The 21,842-nt window shown below is 65.2% G+C and carries 23 protein-coding genes, 2 tRNA genes and 3 pseudogenes; 14 read left to right on the forward strand and 14 right to left on the reverse strand.

What is annotated here, in order from left to right; genetic code table 11:
* Positions 1-80: 80 nt before the first annotated feature.
* Positions 81-1,826, reverse strand: a pseudogene (locus tag I6F16_RS19885) (ATP-binding protein); the annotation flags it as partial.
* A gap of 480 nt (positions 1,827-2,306) precedes the next feature.
* On the opposite strand from I6F16_RS19885, the pseudogene I6F16_RS19890 reads away from it, so the two are divergent.
* Positions 2,307-2,435, forward strand: a pseudogene (locus I6F16_RS19890) (ABC transporter substrate-binding protein); the annotation flags it as partial.
* Positions 2,436-2,446: 11 nt separating this feature from the next.
* Here I6F16_RS19890 and I6F16_RS19895 read toward each other — a convergent pair.
* Positions 2,447-2,708 (reverse strand): annotated as a pseudogene (locus I6F16_RS19895) (hypothetical protein).
* A gap of 27 nt (positions 2,709-2,735) precedes the next feature.
* Entirely contained in the window at positions 2,736-2,921 is a 186-nt protein-coding gene (locus tag I6F16_RS19900; protein ID WP_036010865.1) for a hypothetical protein, read from the reverse strand.
* Between the two features lie 211 nt (positions 2,922-3,132).
* On the opposite strand from I6F16_RS19900, the gene I6F16_RS19905 reads away from it, so the two are divergent.
* Entirely contained in the window at positions 3,133-3,507 is a 375-nt protein-coding gene (locus tag I6F16_RS19905) for a YciI family protein (protein ID WP_036010863.1), read from the forward strand.
* Here the strand turns inward: I6F16_RS19905 and I6F16_RS19910 are convergent.
* Entirely contained in the window at positions 3,474-4,067 is a 594-nt protein-coding gene (locus I6F16_RS19910) for a TMEM175 family protein (protein WP_225173972.1), read from the reverse strand. The two genes, I6F16_RS19905 and I6F16_RS19910, sit on opposite strands and share 34 nt — an antisense overlap.
* A gap of 122 nt (positions 4,068-4,189) precedes the next feature.
* Between I6F16_RS19910 and I6F16_RS19915 the strand changes: the two genes are divergently transcribed.
* The 3 genes from I6F16_RS19915 to I6F16_RS19925 all read left to right on the forward strand — a co-directional run bounded on the left by I6F16_RS19915 (position 4,190) and on the right by I6F16_RS19925 (position 8,411).
* Complete coding sequence (locus I6F16_RS19915; RefSeq protein ID WP_225173956.1) at positions 4,190-6,247, forward strand: ATP-dependent helicase; 2,058 nt, start codon at positions 4,190-4,192, stop codon at positions 6,245-6,247.
* A gap of 56 nt (positions 6,248-6,303) precedes the next feature.
* Positions 6,304-7,284 (forward strand): NADPH:quinone oxidoreductase family protein, encoded by a 981-nt coding sequence (locus I6F16_RS19920; protein ID WP_225173957.1) that lies wholly within the window; start codon positions 6,304-6,306, stop codon positions 7,282-7,284.
* A 95-nt stretch (positions 7,285-7,379) separates the two neighbouring features.
* Entirely contained in the window at positions 7,380-8,411 is a 1,032-nt protein-coding gene (locus I6F16_RS19925; RefSeq protein ID WP_225173958.1) for an LLM class flavin-dependent oxidoreductase, read from the forward strand.
* 123 nt (positions 8,412-8,534) lie between these two features.
* On the opposite strand, the gene I6F16_RS19930 is transcribed toward I6F16_RS19925, so the two are convergent.
* Positions 8,535-8,620: transfer RNA gene (locus I6F16_RS19930), tRNA-Tyr, on the reverse strand.
* A 207-nt stretch (positions 8,621-8,827) separates the two neighbouring features.
* Between I6F16_RS19930 and rlmB the strand changes: the two genes are divergently transcribed.
* On the forward strand, positions 8,828-9,658 hold the full coding sequence (gene rlmB / locus I6F16_RS19935) for a 23S rRNA (guanosine(2251)-2'-O)-methyltransferase RlmB (protein WP_225173959.1): 831 nt from the start codon (positions 8,828-8,830) through the stop codon (positions 9,656-9,658).
* A gap of 262 nt (positions 9,659-9,920) precedes the next feature.
* Here rlmB and I6F16_RS19940 read toward each other — a convergent pair whose 3' ends face one another.
* Positions 9,921-10,433 (reverse strand): hypothetical protein, encoded by a 513-nt coding sequence (locus I6F16_RS19940; protein ID WP_225139850.1) that lies wholly within the window; start codon positions 10,431-10,433, stop codon positions 9,921-9,923.
* A gap of 41 nt (positions 10,434-10,474) precedes the next feature.
* The gene (locus I6F16_RS19945; protein ID WP_225173960.1) at positions 10,475-10,957 is read right to left on the reverse strand and encodes a hypothetical protein; all 483 of its coding nucleotides are present in this window, start codon (positions 10,955-10,957) and stop codon (positions 10,475-10,477) included.
* 283 nt (positions 10,958-11,240) lie between these two features.
* On the opposite strand from I6F16_RS19945, the gene I6F16_RS19950 reads away from it, so the two are divergent.
* Positions 11,241-11,735 carry a hypothetical protein gene (locus I6F16_RS19950; protein WP_057029593.1) on the forward strand — a complete coding sequence of 165 codons (495 nt, stop codon included), beginning with the start codon at positions 11,241-11,243 and terminating at the stop codon, positions 11,733-11,735.
* A gap of 170 nt (positions 11,736-11,905) precedes the next feature.
* Positions 11,906-11,980: transfer RNA gene (locus I6F16_RS19955), tRNA-Thr, on the forward strand.
* Here the strand turns inward: I6F16_RS19955 and I6F16_RS19960 are convergent.
* Complete coding sequence (locus I6F16_RS19960) at positions 11,968-12,687, reverse strand: class I SAM-dependent methyltransferase (RefSeq protein ID WP_225113260.1); 720 nt, start codon at positions 12,685-12,687, stop codon at positions 11,968-11,970. The two genes, I6F16_RS19955 and I6F16_RS19960, sit on opposite strands and share 13 nt — an antisense overlap.
* A 235-nt stretch (positions 12,688-12,922) precedes the next feature.
* Between I6F16_RS19960 and I6F16_RS19965 the strand changes: the two genes are divergently transcribed.
* Complete coding sequence (locus I6F16_RS19965) at positions 12,923-13,126, forward strand: hypothetical protein (protein ID WP_225113261.1); 204 nt, start codon at positions 12,923-12,925, stop codon at positions 13,124-13,126.
* A 43-nt stretch (positions 13,127-13,169) separates the two neighbouring features.
* Here I6F16_RS19965 and I6F16_RS19970 read toward each other — a convergent pair whose 3' ends face one another.
* Positions 13,170-13,334: a hypothetical protein gene (locus I6F16_RS19970; protein ID WP_167361680.1), complete on the reverse strand. Its 165-nt coding sequence runs from the start codon at positions 13,332-13,334 to the stop codon at positions 13,170-13,172.
* Positions 13,335-13,433: 99 nt separating this feature from the next.
* Here I6F16_RS19970 and I6F16_RS19975 point away from each other — a divergent pair, with 99 nt between their 5' ends.
* Together I6F16_RS19975 and I6F16_RS19980 are read left to right on the forward strand one after the other, a co-directional pair.
* The gene (locus tag I6F16_RS19975) at positions 13,434-13,802 is read left to right on the forward strand and encodes a hypothetical protein (protein WP_109145738.1); all 369 of its coding nucleotides are present in this window, start codon (positions 13,434-13,436) and stop codon (positions 13,800-13,802) included.
* Between the two features lie 312 nt (positions 13,803-14,114).
* On the forward strand, positions 14,115-14,369 hold the full coding sequence (locus I6F16_RS19980; protein WP_036010552.1) for a hypothetical protein: 255 nt from the start codon (positions 14,115-14,117) through the stop codon (positions 14,367-14,369).
* Between the two features lie 27 nt (positions 14,370-14,396).
* On the opposite strand, the gene I6F16_RS19985 is transcribed toward I6F16_RS19980, so the two are convergent.
* The 4 genes from I6F16_RS19985 to I6F16_RS20000 all read right to left on the reverse strand — a co-directional run bounded on the left by I6F16_RS19985 (position 14,397) and on the right by I6F16_RS20000 (position 16,952).
* Positions 14,397-14,639: a DUF6719 family protein gene (locus tag I6F16_RS19985; protein WP_036010549.1), complete on the reverse strand. Its 243-nt coding sequence runs from the start codon at positions 14,637-14,639 to the stop codon at positions 14,397-14,399.
* Between the two features lie 313 nt (positions 14,640-14,952).
* Positions 14,953-15,657: an outer membrane protein gene (locus I6F16_RS19990; protein ID WP_036027726.1), complete on the reverse strand. Its 705-nt coding sequence runs from the start codon at positions 15,655-15,657 to the stop codon at positions 14,953-14,955.
* A 261-nt stretch (positions 15,658-15,918) separates the two neighbouring features.
* Positions 15,919-16,314, reverse strand: coding sequence for a hypothetical protein (locus I6F16_RS19995; RefSeq protein WP_036010577.1), 396 nt, complete (start codon positions 16,312-16,314; stop codon positions 15,919-15,921).
* A gap of 230 nt (positions 16,315-16,544) precedes the next feature.
* Positions 16,545-16,952, reverse strand: coding sequence for a hypothetical protein (locus I6F16_RS20000; RefSeq protein ID WP_225113262.1), 408 nt, complete (start codon positions 16,950-16,952; stop codon positions 16,545-16,547).
* Between the two features lie 248 nt (positions 16,953-17,200).
* Between I6F16_RS20000 and I6F16_RS20005 the strand changes: the two genes are divergently transcribed.
* Both I6F16_RS20005 and I6F16_RS20010 read left to right on the forward strand, forming a co-directional pair.
* The gene (locus I6F16_RS20005; RefSeq protein ID WP_225113263.1) at positions 17,201-17,743 is read left to right on the forward strand and encodes a tetratricopeptide repeat protein; all 543 of its coding nucleotides are present in this window, start codon (positions 17,201-17,203) and stop codon (positions 17,741-17,743) included.
* Positions 17,744-17,865: 122 nt separating this feature from the next.
* Positions 17,866-19,254: a serine hydrolase domain-containing protein gene (locus tag I6F16_RS20010; protein ID WP_036010539.1), complete on the forward strand. Its 1,389-nt coding sequence runs from the start codon at positions 17,866-17,868 to the stop codon at positions 19,252-19,254.
* Here the strand turns inward: I6F16_RS20010 and I6F16_RS20015 are convergent.
* Positions 19,241-20,809: a peptidase S10 gene (locus I6F16_RS20015; RefSeq protein WP_225113264.1), complete on the reverse strand. Its 1,569-nt coding sequence runs from the start codon at positions 20,807-20,809 to the stop codon at positions 19,241-19,243. The genes I6F16_RS20010 and I6F16_RS20015 overlap by 14 nt on opposite strands.
* A gap of 251 nt (positions 20,810-21,060) precedes the next feature.
* Here I6F16_RS20015 and I6F16_RS20020 point away from each other — a divergent pair, with 251 nt between their 5' ends.
* On the forward strand, positions 21,061-21,840 hold the full coding sequence (locus I6F16_RS20020) for an NAD kinase (protein ID WP_036010536.1): 780 nt from the start codon (positions 21,061-21,063) through the stop codon (positions 21,838-21,840).
* Positions 21,841-21,842 lie beyond the last annotated feature (2 nt).

Below are 21,842 nucleotides of genomic sequence, written 5' to 3' on the forward strand. Positions count from 1 at the left end.
CTCTCAGCCCTGGACCAGCGAGCAAGAAATCGGGCGCGACGGGGCTTCCCCGCCGCGCCTTTTTCGTCTGTCGCCGCGGCTCAGGCGGGCGGCTCGCCGGCAAGCACCTCGCGAATCTTCTGCGACAGCTCCGCCTTGCGGTATGGCTTGAACAGCAGCGCCACGCCGGGATCGAGATGTCCGTCGTGGACGATGGTGTTGTCGGTATAGCCGGAGGTGTAGAGCACCCTCACGCCCGGCCGGCGGAGCCTGACGGCTTCGGCCAATTCATGCCCGTTCATGCCGCCGGGCATGATGATGTCCGTGAACAGCAGATCGAATCGGGCACCCTGGTCGACCAGCGTCAGCGCGGACGCGCCGTCGCTCGCAGCGAGCGTGCGGTAGCCGAGGCCGCCGAGTTGCGCGATGACATAGCCCTGGACCAGCGGATCGTCCTCCACCACGAGTATCGTCTCCCGCCCGCGCGCCGTGGCGGGCGCTTGAACCGGCGCCGTCCTGGCCACCGCCTCGCCCTTTGCCCGCGGCAGGAACAGCCGCATCACGGTGCCGCGCCCCTCCTCGCTTTCGATCGCAACAGTGCCGCCGCTCTGGCGGGCAAAGCCGTAGACCATGCTCAGCCCCAGACCGGTGCCGCGGCCGACCCCCTTGGTCGTGAAGAACGGCTCGAAAACACGCTCGCGGATATCGGCCGGAATGCCGTGACCGGTGTCGCCGACTGCAACCATCACGAAGGCGCCGCGCACGCCCTCACCAGCGGTCCCCGTGCCGTCGAGCTCGCGGTTCGCGGTTTCGAGGGTGAGCTTGCCGCCGCCCGGCATCGCGTCGCGCGCATTGACGGCGAGGTTGACGATCGCGGAGGACAGCTGCGACGGATCCACCATCGCGGACCAGGCCTCGTCGGCGAGCCGCGTCTCGATCTCGATTTGCTCGCCGAGCATCGGCCTCAGCAGCTTCGCGGTCTCGACCACGAGCGCGTTGACGTCGATCTCGCGCGGCTCCAGCGGCTGGCGGCGCGCGAAGGTCAGGAGTTGCGAGGTGATCTCCGCTCCGCGCGCGCCCGCATCATCGATCAATTGCGCGATCGCGGCCAGCTCGGGCTTGTCCGCAAGCCCCTCCTGGATGATCTCGATCGTACCGGTGATAACCGTGAGCACGTTGTTGAAATCGTGCGCCACGCCGCCTGTGAGCTGGCCGATCGCGTCCATCTTCTGGGACTGACGCAGCCGCTCCTCGATCTCGTGCTGCGCGGTGAGGTCGGTCGCGGAGCCGCGGTAGCCGAGGAAGCGTCCATCGTCGTCGAAAACCGGCTTGCCGTTGACGCTGAAATGATGCATCCGCCCGCGCGTGTCGCGTCCGCGATACTCGAATTTGCGGAACGGCTCGTGACGGTCCAGCGTCGCCAGATGCGCGCGCCATTTCTCGGCCTCGGTATCCCGATCGAGCGCAGTATCGATGCGACGCGTGCCGATCCGCACTTTGGGATCCATGCCGAAGGCAATCACCCGGTCAGAGAGATAGGTGAAGCAGTGGTCCGGCCCGGTTTCCCAGAACCAGTCGGACGCGGTTTCGGCATAGTCGCGGAAACGCTCTTCGCTCGCCCGCGCCTCCGCTTCGGCGCGCCGGCGGATGGTCAAATCGCGCTCGAGATTGGCATTGGCCTCGCGCAGCTCGCCATAGGCCTGCTGGAGGTTCGCGCACATCGCGTTGAAAGCCTCGATCACCTTGTCCAGCTCGTCGGCATCGGAGGGCGGCCGGCGCTCCAGGCGTAACGGCGGTGGGGGCCGGGTCAGGCTGTATTTGCTGACGTACTCGGCGATGGCCGCAAGCGTCTCGATGTCGGTCAGACCAGGCTTCGCCGCCGTCGGCGCGATGGCGTGGCTGCGCTTGGCGTCCTCGTCAGCTGCGTTGGCCATGCACCATGTTCCCGAAATGGCGGCTCGCTGCTGCGGTCGAGCGGTTGCAGTCTCGAGCAATCCATGGGCTGAGACGCGCCCGTCTCGTCACCCGATGCAAGCGACGTCCCGTCGGCCCGCGAGCTCGAAGTCGGCAAGTCACGTCTTCCGCCCCCGCAGCGGCACTGCTGGGCAAATTATCACTGCTCGTGCTAAAATGTCATCGGTGAAAGTCCGGTATGGCTCGCGGGACGAGCGCGCAATGATCGTTGCGACCGGGTGTGCAGGCGCCAACTTGCGGTAGATCACGGGAGACGCCTGATGTGGCGGCTAGCCGTCGCCTGCCTGTCGCTGCTCGCCACTGACCCTGCGTTGGCGCAGGACACGATCCGGCTGGCGCGCATCGCCTGCAACCACTACCTGCATGAACGTCATCGCGATCTGGTGCCTGAGGTCGGCAAGGTCATCGCCCAGATGCAGGCGAGCGGCGAGCTGGCCTCGCTGCGCGAGGCGCTGGTCAAGCAGGTCTTGAGCGGGCAATGACGAATGCGGCGTCAGCCGGCGCGAAGCCGCTCGCGCAGCGCGACGGCGGCGATCAGCATGCCGACGCACCAGGCCACGACCGCGCGGTGCGGTTCCTCGCCGAGCAGCACCGTGACCAGAGCATGATCCGGAAAAGTGTGTAGCGGTTTTCCGAAAAGATCATGCTCAAACATAACCTCTGGTCAGAAGGCACGGGACGATGGCCTTGGAGGTCCGGATCATCAGCGCGAGCAGGAACGGCATCGCCGCGATCGATATCTGCGGAACGTCCATCTCGAACGCCCGCCTCGCCGCAAGGCTTCAGAAGCCGAAGAAGTTGAACGCGCGCCGCAGTTTGCCGCGCCGGCTCTCGACGATCCGCTCACCGCCGTTCTCAGCCGAGCTGCCGTAATAGCGGTGATGGCCGGCCTGGTCGTGCAGATCGGCCGGCTCCGACTGCCCTGCCCGCCGCGCGTCGCAGATGATCTTGATGGTATGACCCGACATTGCCGCCTCCAGCAAAGAACTTGTTGTTTATGGTCCATCAGTCGCGACCAGTTCCGGCGGCGTTCACATGGGCGAGGACGCAATCGGGTTTCAGGACGGTTTCGCCGCTTGCGGGCCACGCAATATTTTGCTTCGGAAGTGTCGGCACGGGCCGCCGTGCCACGTCCTCAGGACTTGCGCAGAAACAAAAGCAGAAAAGAACGAGGTGACGATGCTGTACGCCATCCTGGCCTATCACGTGGAAGACGAGGTCCTGTCCTGGACGGCGGAGCAGGACGCCGCGGTCGTCGCCAAGGTCATCGAGGTTCAGGCGCCGCTGCGGGCCAGCGGGCAGTTTGGTCCGGCGGCCCGGCTGGATGAGACCCGCAAGGCCCGGACCTTGCGCGGCCCCGGCGCGGGAATGGTGCTGGACGGGCCGTTTGCCGAGACCAAGGAGCAGCTTCTCGGCTTCCACTTGATGCAATGCGCCACCGAGGAGGAGGCGATCGAAGCGGCGCGGAAGCTGCGCGCGGTCAATCCGACGGCGGTGTACGAGATCCGCCCGGTCAAGCTTTACGTGCCCGCCGATGGGTTCGGCGCGACATAGAAGCGCTGGATCAGTAGGCCGCCAAAGGCAAAACACCAGATGTAGGGCGCGATATGCGGCGCAAACGCCGCAACGATGGTGCCCGGGATGAACACGGCGACCGGAAACAGCGAAGCCATGATCTCGCGGCTCCAGCCGCGCAGGATGGTCCACCACAGCAAGGCATTGAGGCCGCCGATCGTGGTCAGGTGCAGGCCGTAGAGCACCGCCACCGCGCTGCTCATGGCGTAGTTGGTGTAGAGCCCGTTGGTGACCGGCAGCAGCACGATCGAGAGCAGGAAGAAAAGGTTGAGGACCACCATGCCACGGCTGCCGACGGGCTGACGTGCCAGCCGGCGGTGATGGCTGATCCAGAACACCCCGGCGATGATGAAGCTGAGCGCGAAGCCGGCAAGCTTGCCGGAATACACCCGGGCGAGATCGTTCCAGTCGGGCGCGCCACTGAACACTGCCGCCTTCGGCAGATCGTAAGCCAGCAGCGTCATGGCGACGCCGAAAATGGTGTTGCTGAGCGATTCCAGCCGCCGCATCTCGAATTGTTCGGGCTTGAGCTCGGTCATCTCGCCATGGGGATGCTGGAACCAAAGGGCCATCTTCCCCTAAATCCTAATTCCAGTTCCGTCCAGCCGCATTGCGATTCGCGCCGGGATCGCCGAGTCTCATCCTTTCACCGGGGCGATTCGTGGCGACATATCTGGACACGCTCAATGCGGAGCAGCGCCGCGCCGTCGAGCATGGCGTGGCCGAAGGGGCCATCGTGGGCGGTCCCCTGCTCGTCATCGCCGGTGCCGGCTCCGGCAAGACCAACACGCTCGCCCACCGCGTCGCGCATCTGATCGTCGCAGGCGCCGATCCCCGCCGCATCCTGCTGATGACGTTCTCCCGACGCGCGGCGGCGGAGATGGCCGGAAGGGTCGAGCGCATCGCGCGCAAGGTGCTCGGCGAGAACAACGCCGCGATCATGCGCGATGCGCTGACCTGGGCCGGCACCTTCCACGGCATCGGCGCGCGGCTGTTGCGCGAATATGCCGAGCGGATCGGGGTCGATCCCGCCTTCACCATCCATGACCGCGAGGATTCTGCCGACCTGATGAACCTGGTCCGGCACGAGCGCGGCCTGTCGAAGACCGAGAGCCGCTTTCCGGCCAAGGGCACCTGCCTGTCGATCTATTCCCGCTGCGTCAATGCCGAGATGGAGATCGAGAAGGTGCTCGCCCAGCATTTTCCCTGGTGCGCGGGCTGGGCCGCCGAGCTGAAGGGTCTGTTCGCCGCCTATGTCGAGGCCAAGCAGGCCCAGCACGTGCTCGATTACGACGATCTGCTGCTGTACTGGTCGCAGATGATGAGCGATGCGCTGATCGCCGAAGAAATCGGCGGCCGCTTCGACCACGTGCTGGTCGACGAATATCAGGACACCAACCGTCTGCAATCCTCGATCCTCTTGGCGCTCAAGCCCGACGGCCGCGGCCTCACCGTGGTCGGCGACGACGCGCAGTCGATCTATTCGTTTCGCGCCGCCACCGTGCGCAACATCCTGGACTTTCCGCAGAGCTTCTCGCCGCGCGCGGAGATGATCACGCTCGACCGCAATTACCGCTCGACGCAGGCGGTGCTGTCGGCGGCGAACGGCGTGATCGGCCTCGCCCGCGAGCGCTTCACCAAGAACCTCTGGACCGACCGCACCTCAGGTCAGAAGCCGCAGCTCGTCACCGTGCACGACGAGGCCGACCAGGCGCGCTACATCGTCGAGGCGGTGCTGGCGAACCGCGAGCAAGGCGCGCTGCTCAAGCACCAGGCGGTGCTGTTCCGCACCTCCTCGCATTCGGGTCCGCTGGAGATCGAGCTGACCCGCCGCAACATCCCCTTCGTCAAGTTCGGCGGGCTGAAATTCCTCGATGCCGCGCATGTCAAGGACGTGCTGGCCCTGTTGCGCTTCGCCGAAAATCCGCGCGACCGCGTCGCCGGCTTTCGCATCCTGCACCTGCTGCCGGGCATCGGGCCTGCGACTGCACAGCGCGTGCTCGAACAGATGGCGGAGAGCACCGACCCGCTTGCCGCGCTCGGCCGGCTGCCGGGGCCGGCGCGCACCGGCGAGGACTGGACCTGTTTCGTCCGCACGGTCGAAAACCTGCGCTATTCGGAATGGCCCGTCGACCTCGAACGGGTGCGGCTCTGGTACGAGCCGCATCTCGACCGCATGCACGAGGATGCCGAGACGCGCCGCGCCGATCTGATGCAACTCGAGCAGATCGCGAGCGGCTATGCCTCTCGCGAGAAATTCCTGACCGAGCTCACGCTCGATCCGCCGGATGCGACCAGCGACAAATCAGGGCCACCCCTGCGCGACGAGGACTACCTGATCCTCTCCACCATCCACTCCGCCAAGGGCCAGGAGTGGAAATCGGTGTTCGTGCTCAACGTCGTCGACGGCTGCATGCCGTCCGATCTCGGCGCCGGCACCAGCGCCGAGATCGAGGAGGAGCGCCGCCTGCTCTATGTCGCGATGACGCGCGCCAAGGACGATCTGCATCTCGTCGTGCCGCAGCGCTTCTTCGTGCACGGTCAGGCCGCCAGGGGCGACCGCCACGTCTACGCCTCGCGCACCCGGTTCATCCCGGAGCAATTGGTCTACCTGTTCGAGCGCACCGCCTGGCCGAAGGCAGCAAGCGGTGCCGCGCGCACCGCGGCGCAGGGGCCGAAGATCGACATCGGGGCAAGGATGCGCGGGATGTGGCGGTAGACACAAGAGGCTAGTGTCGAGACCTGTCAGGATAACTGGAACAACAGAGGTCCGACATGAAAGCCGTTGTCGTCGAGCAATACGCCCCCATCGATCAGATCGAGCTGAAGGACGTACCGCCGCCGTCCATGGAGGCGGGACAGCTGCGCATCCGGGTGGAAGCTGCAGGCATCGGCTTCGTCGACGGGCTGAAGATCGAGGGACGCTACCAGACCAAGGACCCCCTGCCCTTCATTCCCGGGACGGAGTTCGCGGGGGTGGTGACGGACGCGCCCGGCGCACCGGGCGGTTACCAACCCGGCATGCGCGTGATGGGCATGACGCGATCGGGCGCACTGGCCGAAGAGATCGTCGTTAGGCCTGAAGCGGTCCATCCCCTGCCGGATGGCGTCGCAGCCGAGGTCGCCGCCTCGTTTCGCGCCAATTACCTGACGGCCCTTTATGCGCTGGGCGCGCGCGCTTCGCTGGCCGCAGGCGAGCAGCTTCTCGTGCTGGGTGCCGCCGGCGGCACTGGGATTGCGGCCGTCCAGATTGGAAAGCTGCTCGGCGCTCGCGTCATCGCGGCTGCATCAACACCAGAGAAGCGCGAGTTTGCGCAGGCGCATGGCGCCGATGCGGTGATCGACTATACGCAGGCCGGCTGGCGCGACACGCTCAAGGAGTTGACGGCAGGAGGTGGCGCGGACGTGATCTTCGATCCCGTTGGCGGCGAAATCTCGGTGCAGGCATTTCGATCCATCGCCTGGCGCGGACGCCATCTCGTGGTCGGCTTTGCCGCCGGCACCATTCCCGCGCTGCCGTTCAATCTGCCGCTTCTGAAAGGCGGCGCCTTACTCGGTGTCGATCTTGCGCAGATTCCAACGCGCGAGCCCGATGTGCAGAAGCGCCTGATGTCACAATTGACGGACTGGCTTGCCGATGGCCAGTTGAAGCCCGTGGTCGGCCAAGTCTTCGCCTTCGAGGATTTCCGCGCGGCATTCAAGACGATGCAGACGCGCGCTGCGCTCGGCAAGATGGTGGTGCGCATCGGGCGATAAGATCCACAAACGGAAACCGAGCATTTCCGCACGTGCGCTTGTGACCGGGCTGCGGTCCCTTAGATGTGGCCGATCCTCCCACAGAGACCTGATCGATGACCCCACCGCTCGAATTCGGACTGGATACCTTTGGCGACGTCACAAGAGATGCGTCCGGCGACATGATTCCGCATGCGCAGGTGATCCGCAACGTGGTCGACGAAGCGGTGCTGGCGGACGAGCTCGGTCTCGATTTCATCGGTCTCGGCGAGCATCACCGCGCCGATTTCGCGATCTCCTCGCCGGAGACCGTGCTCGCGGCGATCGCATCGCGCACCAGGCGCATCCATCTCGGCTCGGCCGTGACGGTGCTGTCCTCGGACGATCCCATCCGCGTGTTCCAGCGCTTTGCCACGCTGGATGCGGTCTCGAACGGACGCGCCGAGGTGATCCTCGGCCGCGGCTCGTTCACCGAATCCTTCCCGCTGTTCGGCTTCGACCTGCGCAAATATGAAGAGCTGTTCGAGGAGAATCTCGATCTGTTCGCCGCGCTCTTGTCGCAGCAGCCGGTCACCTGGCAAGGCAAGCTGCGCCCGCCGCTGAAAGATCAACTGGTCTATCCGCCGGTCGAGAACGGCAAGCTGAAAACCTGGATCGGCGTCGGCGGCAGTCCGCAATCGGTGGTGCGCGCCGCGCATTACGATCTGCCCTTGATGCTGGCGATCATCGGCGGCGATCCCGCGCGCTTTGCGCCCTATGTCGAGCTCTATCATCGGGCCTTCAGGGAGTTCGGTCGCCCGGCCCAGCCGATCGGCGTGCATTCGCCGGGCTTCGTCGCCGAGACCGACGCGCAGGCACGCGAGGAGCTGTGGCCCGATTACAAGGCGATGCGCGACCGCATCGGCAAGGAGCGCGGCTGGCCCCCGATGGGACGCGACGAGTTCGTCCATGAGGCCGAGCACGGCTCGCTCTATGTCGGCTCGCCGGAAACGGTGGCGCGCAAGATCGCGAAGACCGCAAAGGCGCTCGGGCTTTCGCGGTTTCAGTTGAAGTATTCGGCGGGGCCATTGCCGCACGAGAAGCTGATGCGGAGCATCGAGCTCTACGGGCGGAAGGTGGTGCCGATGGTGCGGGAGATGATGGGGTAGCGGGCTCGAGATGAGTCAGTCCGCCTACGCCCTGCGGGCTACGGCGTGACAGCCTTCGCTCACTTCGCGCCACGAGCACTTGTGCTGGCTTGCCGAGCCGTAGCTCGCGAAGCGAGCGAAGGCTGGTGGGGGAGGCAGGACTCGAACCTGCGAAGCCATGAGGCGGCTGATTTACAGTCAGCTCCCTTTGCCACTCGGGACACTCCCCCGCTCGACGGCAGCACAATCGGGCCGGACCTTGCCGGCGGACCGAAGACGGCCATGGAACGTGAAGGCCGCGGCAACCCGTATCGGGGCGCGACCGGGCGCGTTTATGGGCGAAGCGGTGGGGCAAAGTCAACCGAGGCAAGCAGCTAAAATCGCCCTCGAAGCCACTCAAATTGCCATATTGGGGTCCCCGTGACACAAGCGAGCCCATGAAGGACAAAAAATTCGCCCCGAGGGGCCCCCGCAGGGGGGCTAAGCCCTTCAACAAACCAGGGAAATCGACCGGCCGGCCGGCTTGGCGCGAACGCGATTCGCACCCCGACGGGCCCGTCATTCTCTATGGCTGGCACACCGTCACCATGGCCCTCGCCAACCCGCAGCGGCGGATCCGCAAGCTGACGTTAACCGAGAACGCCGCGCGGCGGCTGGCGGACGAAAACATCGCGACCCGCATCGCGCCCGAGATCGTCCGTCCCCAGGAGATCGACCGCCTGCTCTCGCCCGACGCCGTGCATCAGGGCCTGCTCGCCGAGGCCGATCCCCTGCCCTCGCCGGACATCGAGACGCTCAAGCAGGAAGGCGTGGTGCTGGTGCTCGACCAGATCACCGATCCGCACAATGTCGGCGCCATTCTGCGCTCTGCAGCGGCCTTCGCGGTGAAGGCGATCGTGACCACCGCGCGTCACAGCCCCGAGGCGACGGGCGTGCTCGCCAAGGCCGCCTCCGGCGCGCTGGAGCTTGTGCCTGTCGTCACGGTGCAAAATCTCGCCCGCGCCTTAACGGCGTTGAACGAGCGCGGCTTCCAGACCGTCGGTCTCGACAGCGAAGGTACCGAGGACCTCTCGAACGTCACACTGCGCGAGCCGCTCGCGCTGGTGCTCGGCGCCGAAGGCAAAGGCTTGCGGCAATTGACGCGCGAGACCTGCAGCGTCGTGGCGCGGCTCGACATGCCCGGCGAGATCAAGAGCCTCAACGTCTCGAATGCGGCCGTACTCTCGCTCTATGTCGGCGCGAGCCGGCTGGGGCTGATGAAGCGCTAGCGCTTTAGGCGCCGCCCATATCCGGATGATGCTAGACTACGCCTGTTTTGCCCGACGGATCAATCGAAGTCTCTGTTTTTCCGAAATTTGGAGTTCGAACAATGAGCTAATGAGCGATGCTCGCTCATCTCGGGCACATTGCGCTTCAAGTCCTTGATTTCACTGTTCCCGGCTACTGTGCATGGGGTTGTTTTGAAGAGAAAGCAAAACGCCCGTCCGCATCACGCGAACGGGCGCTTCGCAAATCTCAACCGATCAGAGATCAGTAATAGCGGCGCAGCACGCGGTGACCGCCATAATAGCGCGGCGCATGGCGGTGGGCGTAGCCGTAGCGGTGAGCATGGCCGTAGTGAACGCGCGGCAGATAGCCGTAGCGGGGACCGTAGCCGTAGCGATAGGGACGGAAGTACGGGCGGCGATAGGGATAAGCGGCCGGCGGCGCGACCGCAGCGGCACGATAGCCATAGCCATAGCCGTAATTGGCGGGCGCGACGACCGCGTCCTCGCGATAGGTCGGGTACGGCGCGAAGGCGCCCGGACCGGTATAGGTCGGACCCTGGTTGACGTAATAATACTGCGTGGTCGGCTCGGCGAGACGCTCATAGGCGCCGTAGCCGTAGCCGTAGCCGTAGCCATATCCGCCGCATCCGGTGTTGCAGCCGGTATAGACCGGCGCCACCGGCGCGCATGTGGTGAAACCGCAGGCCGCGGCCGGCGCGGTGGCGGCGAACATCACGGCAGTTGCCGCGACCAGTCCCGAAATCATTTGACGCATTACTCTCTCCTGTTGATTTCCGTTTTTGGTTTTCACGTTTCTCAACCCGGCGGCCTGCCGGGTATCTCTGTGCGCGGCCGCGGCCGCGGGGGCCGAGGACGGTCGTTGATCTCGGGCGCGTAGATCACCGGCGGCGGATCGACGGGCGGATCCATCTGCGCCGGCAGCGGCGCGGACGAGGCACCCCAGCTCTGGTGGTAGCTCTCGGCGGGCTTCGGCAATTTGCGGTTCGCCGGCGGCTCGACCTCGAGCCGGCCGTATCCTGGCCGCAGGCCCAGCGTCGGATAATAATGGCCGACGTTGTCGGGCTGCCGCTCGGCGATATAGCGTCCGCCATAGATCGTGGGCTGCACCTGCTGGCCCTTGCCGAGGCCCCAGGTGCCCTCGACGACGGCATAGGACGCATCGATGTTGTTGATGATGACAGGCACGCCGGGACGGCCGGGAACGACGATCTCGAAGCCGGCTGCAAACGCGGTTGCAGGCAGTCCGATCAGAAAGGCGGCGGGCGCCACGGCACGCATGAGGAGACCCCGGTTATCCGGACGCAACCTAACCGATCGCGACGCAGAGAGAGTTAAGGCCTGCTCACCAAATTCCGGTAAGCCTAACGTGCAAGGATTGCGCGCCGCTCAAATGCTGCACGGCGAGCTAGCGAAGCGTTAACGGCGCGGAACCGCGCGGCTGGAACAACGCATGCTGCTCACATCGGTTTGACGGCTCGCCTCCGAAAAATCCCAAGGTTGCATCGGAACGTCCTGCGCCGTCAGCGTTTAGCTCCTGTCCACAAAATGGGAGCGAACAACCATGACCATCAAGCTTCTCGGGGCCACGGCGATCGCAGCGACCATGCTGGCAGGCTCTGCCATGGCGCAGACCGTCGTCACCAATCAGGGCCGCTGCTCGGCGCAATTCCCGAACGCCAATTGCCAGACCTTCGGACCGGGACAGGCCACCACCGAGAGCGGCTACCGCCACCGCCGCGCGGCCTATCGCCAGACCAACCGCGACTGGAATAACGACTGGAACAGAAGCCCCACTGGCTTCTGGCCGACCGACGTTGCGGCGGGCGCTGTCGGGACGGCGGCCGGCGTCGCGGGCGCCGCGATCGGCACCGCCGGCGCGATTGCCACCGCCCCATTCCGAGGTTGGGACAATTCCTACGCCTATGACAATTCGTGGGACCGCGGCTGGGACAATCGTAGCTGGGACAGGCGCACCTATGCCCAGCGCAACGGCTTCGTCTGTACGCCCGGCACGTACTTCAAGGGCGCAGACGGCCGCCGGCAGCTCTGCCAGTAAGCCGGCTTGAGCCGAACGCGACACATCGGGCGGCCCGCGCGGCCGCCCGATTCACGTCCTGCGACGACGACCTCCCGGTTCTGGCACTTTCCGATCAAGTCTGGTATTGCGGCGCGCACGGGTAGACGGGGCCGGCGCGAGCCGAGCTCTGCCCTGCCTCTTGAGGCATCGCCGGCTTAGCTCAGCGGTAGAGCAGCGGTTTTGTAAACCGAAGGTCGGGGGTTCAATCCCCTCAGCCGGCACCAGCTTCTGACGCGAAGCTATTCTCCGGCAGCTCATCCAGCCGCCAGAGCCCGAGGCTCTTGTCGCGCCAGCCGCCACCGCCCTCCTCGCAACGCTCGTCGATCACTGCCTGCGGTGCCGGCCAGCCGAACGGCGCTTTCTCCATGTTGAGCGCGCGCCAGTCGCCATCCTCGCAATCGTGATTGTCGTCCCACTCCGGAAAGGTCGTGACGAGCAGGAAGCGCGCGCCGCTCATCCGAAATTGCGCGAGCGCGCGATAGATGTTCGCAAAGCTCAGATGCACCAGGCAATCCCGGCAGAGAATGACGTCGGCGTGCGGCAGCGCATCGCGCGTGATGTCAGCGACGAGAAACCGACCGGACGAACCGTCGGCTGCGACACGCCGGCGGTTTGCATCGATCAGCGACGGTACGATGTCGATGCCGGTGTAATCGACATCGAGCTTGAGCCGGCCGATCCAACCTGCATCGCCGCAGGGCGCATCGAGCAGCGAGCGAACGCCGAGCCGTAGCAGCAATGCAGGCAGCGCCTCCTGGATCGCGGCTGTGGCGACATCCTCCGAGCCGAGGCCGGACACCGAAGTGGCCGCGCCCCAGAGGTTGGTCCGCTCGATCCGCGCGAACCGCGCGGCGAGATCCAGCCCTGAGAAATTGTCACGGTCGGCAACGAAGCGTTCGTGCGCAAGCACGGGGGGACGATCGGCGGTCATTGGGCGAGCCTTTTGCGGCACGCGCGCACTATACAACCCAGGCGAACTGTTCGAAACCGCCGCGATGACGGCCGTCGTCGCGACGGCCATGCTGTTCGTGCTCGCGCTCGGCTTGGTGCTGTCGCACTAGGCGCGATCTAAAGCCCCCCGTTTTCGCATCGAAAATCGCCGGCCCGGAACCGGCTCCGGCGCCAGCCGTTGTCAGCGCATGCGGATCCGGGAAGAAAACCGAAACATGATTCTGCTGGCGACGGTGACGCTGTGCTGTAGCGCCGTGGCCGGGACGTTGGCGCTGTTCGAGCCGGCGCCGGGACGGACGCCCGATAAGCTGGTCGCCGATAGGGCCGTGATCGAGCCCACTCCGCGCACGCCAGCTCAGATCCCGGTTCGGGTGGTCGGCGCGCCCTTCGAGCCCAACGTCAAGCCGCGCGAGCGGTAGCGCTCACCTCGGCGAGGCCTTGCTCACCTCGGCGAGGCCTTGCTCACCTCGGCGAGGCCTTGGCGCCCTCCTCGGGTCGGCCGTGGACACGCGCCAATTCCTCGACAAACGCGATCACCTCCGCCCGCTTGTCGGGCGGCAGCGTCAGGAACGCGCGGATGAGCCTCAGGCCCTCCGCCTCGTTCGGTCTTTCTTTCGATGCATCCATCTGCCCAGTGTCGGGCTACCGGGAAAAATATGCAACCCTTGCAAACAGCCTTGATTCGAAGCAGCCGCTTTGCTGGAATACGCGCGGCTGAGGTGGATCATGAAATGGATCAGGGAGCGCGACGCACTGATCGCGCAGACGCTGGCTTTCGTCCAATCGGTGACCGGCAGGAAGGATGACGTCCTTCAGCCGGAGGCGCCCGCATCTGGCCCGGCCGTCGCGATGGAGATCGTCACCGTGGAGGCGGTCACCGTCGAGATCGAACCGCCGCAAGCCCCCTTTCCGCCGCGGCCCGCGCCTCTGCCGACGCGGACGAGCGGCGAATTCCGTGCCGAGATGCAGGCCCGCATCGCCAATTTCCGCAAGCACCAGGAGCGCTTCGAGCGCGAACGTGAGGAATATTGTGCGGCGACCCTGACCAAATTGCGTGCAGCCATCCGCGACGCCTCCAGTCCGCCGGCCGAATAAGGCCCGGCCAGGGCCCTACAGCCAGGACCCTACAACCACGACCAGACCAGCCAGAGATTGGCCGCGCAGGCGCCGAACAGCGCCAGCGTGAGCGGCAGGAGCATGTGCCCGCAGGATGTGTTCAGGTCGCTCGTCATGGCCGAAAACATCCGCTGATTCCGGCCGAAGAGTCCCAGGGATTCTTTTTTCCGGGATTCAGGACTCGTTAAGGACTCAAGGGCCGTCCACGACGATCACGGGCGCGTGATCGGGCGGGTGGCCGGAACCCTCCCCCCGTAAGCTCGTTAACGGGCATTCCTGGAGTCGGGATGCATGCCCTACGCCCTCTTCTGCAATGACGCCCAAATCAGCAAGTCCTATCCGAGCGAGGCCGACGTCTGGAAGCTCGCCGAGCGGAGTGGTCTCGTCGTGGACGTGACGGCGGACGACGAGCGGCCGGGACCGCGCCGGGTGCTCGACAATGATTACAAGATCGAGCCGTGCCAGGCGGCTCAAGGCGAGGACCCCGCCAAGAACAAGGCGGAGGCCGATCGGCAGTCCAGAATGGAGCTCGAGCTGAATTCCTGAGTTCCGGCACGGAGCCGGAGCGAAAGCTCAGGGGGTGGCCGCCACAAGCGAGGCTTGCTCGCCCGGCATAGTCACGCAGGCCTTGCGGCGGTGCAGCCCGCGGATGGCGCCGGTGACCTTCATGACCTTGCCCGACGGACATGAAGCGTCCTTGACGAAGGCAACTTCGTACGGTGCCAACATCAGAGGCTCGGATCTGAGGATTGTCTGTGCAGAGCACGGCAGGCAGCCGAAGAACGAGAGCACCACTGCCGACACCAAGATACGCATGTCCGTCGTCCCACCTGCCCGGTAATTGTCATATAACGCGTTCCGGAGCGCGAGTTCCGTAAACCGCAAAAATTATTTTTGCTTTACGCCAGCCCCATGACGCGCGTGAGAAGGCGCGCCAGCATCGTTTGCAAGCAAATGACGCGCCAAATGGTTCACGGAATGCAAAGAAAGCAGGCGCCGGAGGCGGCAGGCCGGCAAACGAAAGGCCGGCGGAGCCGGCCTTTGTCAGGTCTTGGATGTTCAGGTCTTGGATGTTCAGGTCTTGGATCTTCAGGTCTTGGATCTTCAGATCTTGGGTCGGCGCTGACCGTCAGTACCGCGAGGCGGCCGGGCCGCCCCAGCCGAAGCGATAGTTCACCCCGGCCTTGACGGTATGCTCGTCCTCCCGGCCACGAACGCCGACGATGTCAGCCGGGCCGGAGGTGAAGGTCGTGCTGCCGAAATTGTAATATTGATACTCGGCCTTGGCCGACCAGTTCGGCGCGAACATGTATTCGAGGCCGGCGCCGACCGTATAGCCGTCCTTGTTGTTGCCGGTGGTGGTGAAGGCCTGCGGCACCCCGGCGATGTTCACGCCAAGGCCGTTATTCCGCCAGGCATAACCGCCCTTGGCGTAAAGCAGCGTCGGTCCCCAGGTGTAACCGATGCGACCGGTCACCGACCCGATCTGGTCGGTGTTGGATGTCACCTGCGTGCCCAGCGGGAAGATGGCGCCATTGTTGTTGGTCGGCAGCCAGGAATACTGGGCCTCGATACCCACCACCCAGTTGGGCGCGAACTGGTAGTCGAAGCCGCCCTGCACGCCGCCCAGGAAACGCGCGTCGCTCGACTGGAAGCTGTTGTCGCCGGCAAACGCGCCGCCGAGATGGCCACCGATATAGAAACCGGTCCAGTTATAGATCACCTGCGGCGGCGTGACCGGAGCCTTAGTATAGGCGCGCGGCTGCATGTCGGCCGCTACGGCCGGCGCAACCAGCGCCAGCAGAGCTGCTGCACCCAGCAAGATCGACTTCATGATCATCCCCGTTCTTTCATTACGACACTCGGGAAACAACGTGGCGTGAATTGGGTTGCTTCGCGGCAATGCCGGAACGTTGATCGTTCGTGACTGTGACGGCGTGGCAACAACACGAATTTGTTCCGTCAATTCGGCTGCGCAAGGCCGCCGCCACGATTTGTCGCAAGACGAAACCACCCCGTTCAAAGCTCGCCGAAATGTGATCCAGCGGCTCCGGCTCCTTCTGTCTAACACCGGGCGATAAAGGCTGCCTTTGCGCTACCGCGTCATCTTTTCCAGTTCCGGAAACGGTGCGTAAACCGCACCGGCGCAGAGATCGCTGGTCTGGTCGACCACGCGGTCCGCCCGGCCGTTGACGAAGATCACGGCCCGCTCGCGCATGCCCTTGTAGCTCCCATCCGTCTCGCGCGGGGTGAAGTGCAGGCAGCTCACATAGAACTGCCGGCCGCCGACCTCGCGCTGCACCGGCTCGGCCATGGCGGCATTGCGCACGCCGACCGGATTGTTGAGATAGGCCCGCATCAACGCCACCGTGTCGTTCCGGAAATTGTCGGGAAACGGCTGCGGCCCGCCGGCCTGGGTCCCGCCCATGAAAGTCGGACGGTCACTGTCGCTGCCGAAACATGCCGCAAGCGCCAGCGGCAACGCCAGGATCACCGCACATCTCGCCAATCGCCCCACAGGCCCCGCTCTCCGCTCGAACAGATCAGGAGACGTTCTAGCCCCAAGCCGGGATGAAGGGAATTCGCTTGCAGCGGCGCAAACAGCGCACCGGCCAGCCGCCGACATCTCGGGCTTCCGCCCGAGGCGTGGCAACGGGCCGGGCCTGACGTCCGCGCGCGGCGGCGGGCAATGCCAGGGATGCCGCCGCGCGCGATCAGTCGTCAGTTGCGCTTGTCAGACGTCGCGGGCTTGGTCACATCCGGCTGCGCCTTCTGCGACTCCTTGGCCGTGACCTGCTTGTCGTGATGGCGATGCTTGCTCACGCTCTTGTGCTGGTCGGTGGTGACCGCGGCATTGGCGTCCATTGCCTTCGACTTGCCATCCACCTTGGCGTCCGTCTTGACATCGGAAGCCTTCGCGTCCGTCGTCTTCACGTCGGTCTTGGCGTCGGTCTTGGCGTCGGCCTTGACGCCGGCTTCCGGTTTTGCGGCAGTGGTCGCCGCCTTGGTCTGGCTCTGGTCGGCCTTGATCACCGGCGCGGCTGTGGTGGTCTTGCCGGCCTCGGCGGCGAGCGCCGGGGCTGCGATCACGGAGGTTGCGAGCAAGGCTGCAGAAATGGTCTTCAACATGGTGGTCTCCTCTTGGAAGGATCATCAGGCGGCGCCCTCTCGCCCCCATCGATCGTGGGAAGGAACATAAGCGGGGTGCACTGAACCCAATCTGAAGCCCCTTGCAGGCTTCCGTTCATCTCGATGACACGTTTGTCATCCACGGCCGGGCGAATAGATCGTGCGACGCGGGAATGTTTTTGCCCGAGAGGTGTTCCGGTCTTCGGGCAATCGTGTAGGATCGCCACGTTCCATACCGGAGAACTTAGATGCGCAAACTCTCAATGCTCGTTGTGCCGGGACTCGTCGCCGTGACACTTGCGGCCGCGCCGGTGCTGTCCAGCGCGTACGCCGCGGGCGGCGACGACCCTTCGTCGCCACCGAAATCGGACACCTCGACCAAGAAGAGCAAGAAGAAGAGCTCTTCCGTCAGTGACCCCAAGTTCCTCGCGGCCTACCGCACCGCCTATGCCGCGATCTACGACAAGCACGATTACACGGGCGCGATCGACCAACTGAAGTCGCTCAAGCGCAATGACGTCGCCGACGTCGCCAACCTGATCGGCTACTCCTATCGCAAGCTCGGCGACTACCAGTCGTCGAAGGCCTATTATGAGCTGGCGCTGAAGGACGATCCGAACCACGTCCGCACCTGGCAATATTACGGCCTCTGGCAGCTCGAGCAGGGCAACCGCGAGCAGGCGCAATACCACCTCGACAAGATCGCCTCGCTCGCCGGCACCGGCAGCTCGGAATATCGCTCGCTGGCCGAAGCGCTCGACAAGCCGACCGGCGCGACGCTCGTCTACTGAAGGCATAGACTGGAGACATCGCATCTCCGAACGACGCAAACGGGCACAACCTTTCAGGTTGTGCCCGTTCTGCTTTCTCGGCTAGCCTTTCGCACCGACCTCCCTCGCAAACCGGTAGCGCAATGGACACGTGGCTGCGATCCGCGATCGACTACATCGGCTCCTGGATCGAATACCAGCTGACGACGATCCAGCAGCCGGGCGTCATCGTGGCTTTCGCCCATCGCGGCGAGGTCGTCGCCGAGCATGCGTTCGGCCTCGCCAATCTCGACACCGGCGAGAAGCTCACCCCGCGCCATCGCTTCCGCATCGCCTCGCACTCCAAGAGCTTTACCTCGGCTGGCATCATGAAGCTGCGCGAGCAGGGCAAGCTCCGGCTCGACGACCATGTCGGCCGATATGTCGGCGGCCTCGATCCGTGCGTCGCCGAGACCACGATCGCGCAAGTGCTGTCGCACAGCGCGGGGCTGACGCGCGACGGCGCCGATTCCGGCCAGTTCATCGACAGCCGTCCCTATCTCGATGCCAAGGAGCTGCTTGCAGAATTGAAGCTGCCGACCGCGATTGACCCCGGCACACGCTTCAAATATTCCAATCACGGCTTTGGCCTGCTCGGCCTCGTGATCGAAGCTGTTGCGAAGGAGCCCTACTCCGTCTGGATCAAGCGCGAGATCATTGCGCCCGCCGGCCTGCGCGAGACGGAGCCTGACGCACCGTTTCCCAAGGGCGCAGCGTTCGCGCGCGGCCACACGCGCAGGGTGCCCTTTGGCGAGCGTTGCGTGATCCCGGGCGACAATCCCGCCCATGCAATGGCATCTGCCGCAGGCTTCGTCGCCACCGCCGCCGACACCGCCCGCTTCTTCGCGCAGCTGGCGCCCAACGCGAAGAAGAGCGTGCTGTCGGTCGCCAGCCGCCGCGAGATGACGCGAAACCATTGGCGCATCCCGCAGAGCTTCGAGGCCTATTACGGCTTGGGCGTCAATGCCGGCAAGACCGATGGCTGGGACTGGTTCGGCCATGGCGGCGGCTTCCAGGGCTATATCTCGCGGACCTGCTCCATTCCCGCTTGCGAGCTTGCAATCAGCATCCTCAGCAACTCGATCGACGGCGCGGCGCCGTTCTGGATGGACGGCGCGATGCAGATCCTGCGCGTCTTCCAGACCCGCGGCGCCCCCGACCGGCGCGTGCGCGACTGGACCGGGCGCTGGTGGACGATCTGGGGCGCGACCGATCTCGTCCCCGCCGGCAACCGCGTGCTCGTCGCCAACCCGCAGTTCAACAACCCGTTTATGGATGCCGCCGAAATCGAAGTGACCGGCCGCGACACCGGCAAGCTCGCCTGGGCTGCCGGCTATTCCAGCCACGGCGAGCCGGTGCGCCGGGTCCGTGACAAGCGCGGCAAGATCAGCGACATCTGGATTGCCGGCGCGAACGTGAAGCCAAAAAAAGTCGTCGCACGCGAGATCGCGCGCCGGTATCCGCCGCGCAAGCGCCGGCCTACTCCCGAATGAGCGCCTCGACCTCGCTTCGGAACGCCTGCCGCGATCCGTCGCGCGAATAGAACATGTGACCGCCGGGATAGACCACGAACTTCACGCGCTGCGTCACGAAGGCCGGCAACTGGTCGAGCACCCGCCTCGTTGCGAAATAGGGCGTGGCGAGATCGAACAGGCCGTGCGTGACCAGCACGTTCAGCTTCGCATCGGTGGCGAGGATCTGGCGCAGTTCGGAAACCGATTGCGGCGGGTTGATGCCGCGGCCGAAATCCCATTGACCTTCGACGGCGCCGTTCAGGACTTCATATGAGCCGCCGGGCCGCCAGTTGAGCTTGCGCGAGAGCACGTCGACCGCGGCGCTCGTCAGCGGTGCCTGGAGCGGATCGCCGGAGGGATCGCCGAAGCGCGAGCTGCTCGAATCCGGATAGGGATCGAAGCCGCGCACCGAGGCATCGTAGCGTCCGGTCACCTTGCCGTTCTTGCGGTCGAATTCGCGGCGGAATTCAACGACGTCGAAGCGGCCGGCGAGGCGGCGGCTCACCGCTTGGTCGATGCCGGTGAGTTCGGCGACCTTGTCGGCCAGACGCGTCGTTGCCTCCTTGTCCGCCTCGCCCCTGACGAGATCGGTCAGGAATTCGCCGCGCGCGTAAGCCTCGACGTCGGCGAGGTCGGCGCGCTTGACCGGACGTTTGGCTTCGCGCGCCACTGCCACGTAGCTCGGCAAGGTCGCGACATATTGCAGGAGGCTCGTGCCGGTGAACTCGCGGAAATCCAGGAGCGGCGAGACCAGGATCAAGCCCCTGACGCCGACGCCGTGCTGGAGCTGCAACTGGCGCAAGACCTTGGGGCCGCGAATGCCGCCATAGCTTTCGCCGGCGACGTATTTCGGCGAAGTCAGCCGCTCGTGCTTTTCGAGCCAGCGGCGGATCACGAGCGCGATCGAGTTGGCGTCGCCATCGACGGAGTAGAACGATTTGCGGGCATCCTCGCCGCTCGCCACGAAGCGGCTGTAGCCGGTGCTGACGGGGTCGATGAAGACGAGATCGGTGAAGTCGAGCCAGGTCTCCGCGTTCGGCTTCACCTCGGGCGAGGCCGACGGCGACAGGGCCTCGCCATCGAGCGGCAACCGCCACGGCCCGGCCGCGCCGAACTGAAGCCAGGCCGAGGACGCACCGGGCCCGCCGTTGAACAGGAACGTCACCGGACGCGTGGCGCGCTCGGCACCGTCGAGCTGGTAGGACGTATAGGCGATGTCGGCCAACGGCTCGCCTTTGCCATCGAACACGCGGATCGACCCGGCGGTGGCCGTGAAGTTGAGGGTCCGGCCGGGCAGATCGAGCGTCTGTTTCGTGGTCGAATCCGGCGGCAGACGGTGCGGCTCGGCCGCGGACGACGACGTCTGCGGCGCGCCTTGTGCGCCACCGCCGCGGCCCCCCTTCTGTCCGGCCGGCGCGGCCGCCTCGGAGCGCGGCTGCGGCGCATCATCTGCGTGTGCAAGGCCGGCGAACGCGAAAGCCGACACCGCCAACACCAGGCCCGCGCGGCGGAGCGCCGGCAAAGTCGTGACCATGATCGTCCTCCGTGTCCGGCCGTGATCGCCGGCAGTCAGAAAGGTAGCGCCAAATTGCGACGGTTTGGGGAATCATTGGCAGTGCGAACCCTGAAGCGGCCGGCCGGGTTCAAATTGCCCGGTTCGGTGCTTAAGTCCGGTTGGATCGTCCCCGTTAGCTTTGGTGGGCGGTCATCCTCGACAATACGGGCCTACCTCGTATAGACGAGCCCGGCGGAACCTTCCTCGACCCAGCGGCCTGCCGAGAAGCCATGACCAAGCCTGCGCGATACGACCGGATCGCCTTCGTCGCCAGCCCGAGCAACGAGGCGCAAGCCGCCTTTGGCCAGCTGACCAGGGATTATGGCAATTGCGATCCCGATGAGGCCGACGTAGTCGTCGCACTCGGCGGCGATGGGCTGATGCTGCAGACGCTGCACCACCATATGCGCACGGGAAAGCCGATCTACGGCATGCACCGCGGCACGGTCGGCTTCCTGATGAACGAGTACTCGACGCATGATCTGCGCCAACGGCTCGAGACGGCGCATGAATCCGAGATCAATCCGCTCTTGATGCGCGCGACCGACGTCAACGACCGCGTTCACCTGCACCACGCCATCAACGAGGTCTACTTATTCCGCCAGACCTCCCAGGCGGCGCGCTTGCGGATACTTATCGACGAGCGCGAACGCATGCCGGAGCTGATCGCCGATGGCATTATCGTCGCGACGCCGGCAGGTTCGACGGCCTATAACCTCTCCGCCCAAGGACCCATCCTCCCAATCAACGCCGCCCTGCTGGCGCTGACGCCAATCAGCGCCTTCCGGCCGCGGCGCTGGCGCGGCGCCCTCCTGCCCAATACCGCCTATGTCGTGATCGAGGTGCTGGAAGACGACAAGCGCCCCGTCGCAGCGGTCGCCGACCACGAGGAGGTGCGCAGGGTCCGGCGCGTCGAAGTGCTTTCGGACAAGAGCATCTCGATGCGGATGCTGTTCGACCCTGGCCACAGCCTGGAAGAGCGTATCCTGCGGGAGCAGTTCGGCTACTGAGT

This window comes from Bradyrhizobium sp. IC4060 (genome assembly GCF_020193715.1).
Lineage (GTDB): Bacteria > Pseudomonadota > Alphaproteobacteria > Rhizobiales > Xanthobacteraceae > Bradyrhizobium > Bradyrhizobium yuanmingense.

What these genes read in the sequence shown, in the direction of transcription:
- I6F16_RS19985 (WP_036010549.1), bottom strand. Translation starts at nt 14,639, where the DNA reads ATGCGTATCTTGGTGTCGGCAGTGGTGCTCTCGTTCTTCGGCTGCCTG.
- I6F16_RS19970 (WP_167361680.1), bottom strand. Translation starts at nt 13,334, where the DNA reads ATGGATGCATCGAAAGAAAGACCGAACGAGGCGGAGGGCCTGAGGCTC.
- I6F16_RS19940 (WP_225139850.1), bottom strand. Translation starts at nt 10,433, where the DNA reads ATGCGTCAAATGATTTCGGGACTGGTCGCGGCAACTGCCGTGATGTTC.
- I6F16_RS19965 (WP_225113261.1), top strand. Translation starts at nt 12,923, where the DNA reads ATGATTCTGCTGGCGACGGTGACGCTGTGCTGTAGCGCCGTGGCCGGG.
- I6F16_RS19990 (WP_036027726.1), bottom strand. Translation starts at nt 15,657, where the DNA reads ATGAAGTCGATCTTGCTGGGTGCAGCAGCTCTGCTGGCGCTGGTTGCG.
- I6F16_RS19975 (WP_109145738.1), top strand. Translation starts at nt 13,434, where the DNA reads ATGAAATGGATCAGGGAGCGCGACGCACTGATCGCGCAGACGCTGGCT.
- I6F16_RS19960 (WP_225113260.1), bottom strand. Translation starts at nt 12,687, where the DNA reads ATGACCGCCGATCGTCCCCCCGTGCTTGCGCACGAACGCTTCGTTGCC.
- I6F16_RS19950 (WP_057029593.1), top strand. Translation starts at nt 11,241, where the DNA reads ATGACCATCAAGCTTCTCGGGGCCACGGCGATCGCAGCGACCATGCTG.
- I6F16_RS19925 (WP_225173958.1), top strand. Translation starts at nt 7,380, where the DNA reads ATGACCCCACCGCTCGAATTCGGACTGGATACCTTTGGCGACGTCACA.
- I6F16_RS19945 (WP_225173960.1), bottom strand. Translation starts at nt 10,957, where the DNA reads ATGCGTGCCGTGGCGCCCGCCGCCTTTCTGATCGGACTGCCTGCAACC.
- I6F16_RS19920 (WP_225173957.1), top strand. Translation starts at nt 6,304, where the DNA reads ATGAAAGCCGTTGTCGTCGAGCAATACGCCCCCATCGATCAGATCGAG.
- I6F16_RS19980 (WP_036010552.1), top strand. Translation starts at nt 14,115, where the DNA reads ATGCCCTACGCCCTCTTCTGCAATGACGCCCAAATCAGCAAGTCCTAT.
- I6F16_RS20010 (WP_036010539.1), top strand. Translation starts at nt 17,866, where the DNA reads ATGGACACGTGGCTGCGATCCGCGATCGACTACATCGGCTCCTGGATC.
- I6F16_RS20020 (WP_036010536.1), top strand. Translation starts at nt 21,061, where the DNA reads ATGACCAAGCCTGCGCGATACGACCGGATCGCCTTCGTCGCCAGCCCG.
- I6F16_RS19910 (WP_225173972.1), bottom strand. Translation starts at nt 4,067, where the DNA reads ATGACCGAGCTCAAGCCCGAACAATTCGAGATGCGGCGGCTGGAATCG.
- rlmB (WP_225173959.1), top strand. Translation starts at nt 8,828, where the DNA reads ATGAAGGACAAAAAATTCGCCCCGAGGGGCCCCCGCAGGGGGGCTAAG.
- I6F16_RS19900 (WP_036010865.1), bottom strand. Translation starts at nt 2,921, where the DNA reads ATGTCGGGTCATACCATCAAGATCATCTGCGACGCGCGGCGGGCAGGG.
- I6F16_RS20005 (WP_225113263.1), top strand. Translation starts at nt 17,201, where the DNA reads ATGCGCAAACTCTCAATGCTCGTTGTGCCGGGACTCGTCGCCGTGACA.
- I6F16_RS20015 (WP_225113264.1), bottom strand. Translation starts at nt 20,809, where the DNA reads ATGGTCACGACTTTGCCGGCGCTCCGCCGCGCGGGCCTGGTGTTGGCG.
- I6F16_RS20000 (WP_225113262.1), bottom strand. Translation starts at nt 16,952, where the DNA reads ATGTTGAAGACCATTTCTGCAGCCTTGCTCGCAACCTCCGTGATCGCA.
- I6F16_RS19905 (WP_036010863.1), top strand. Translation starts at nt 3,133, where the DNA reads ATGCTGTACGCCATCCTGGCCTATCACGTGGAAGACGAGGTCCTGTCC.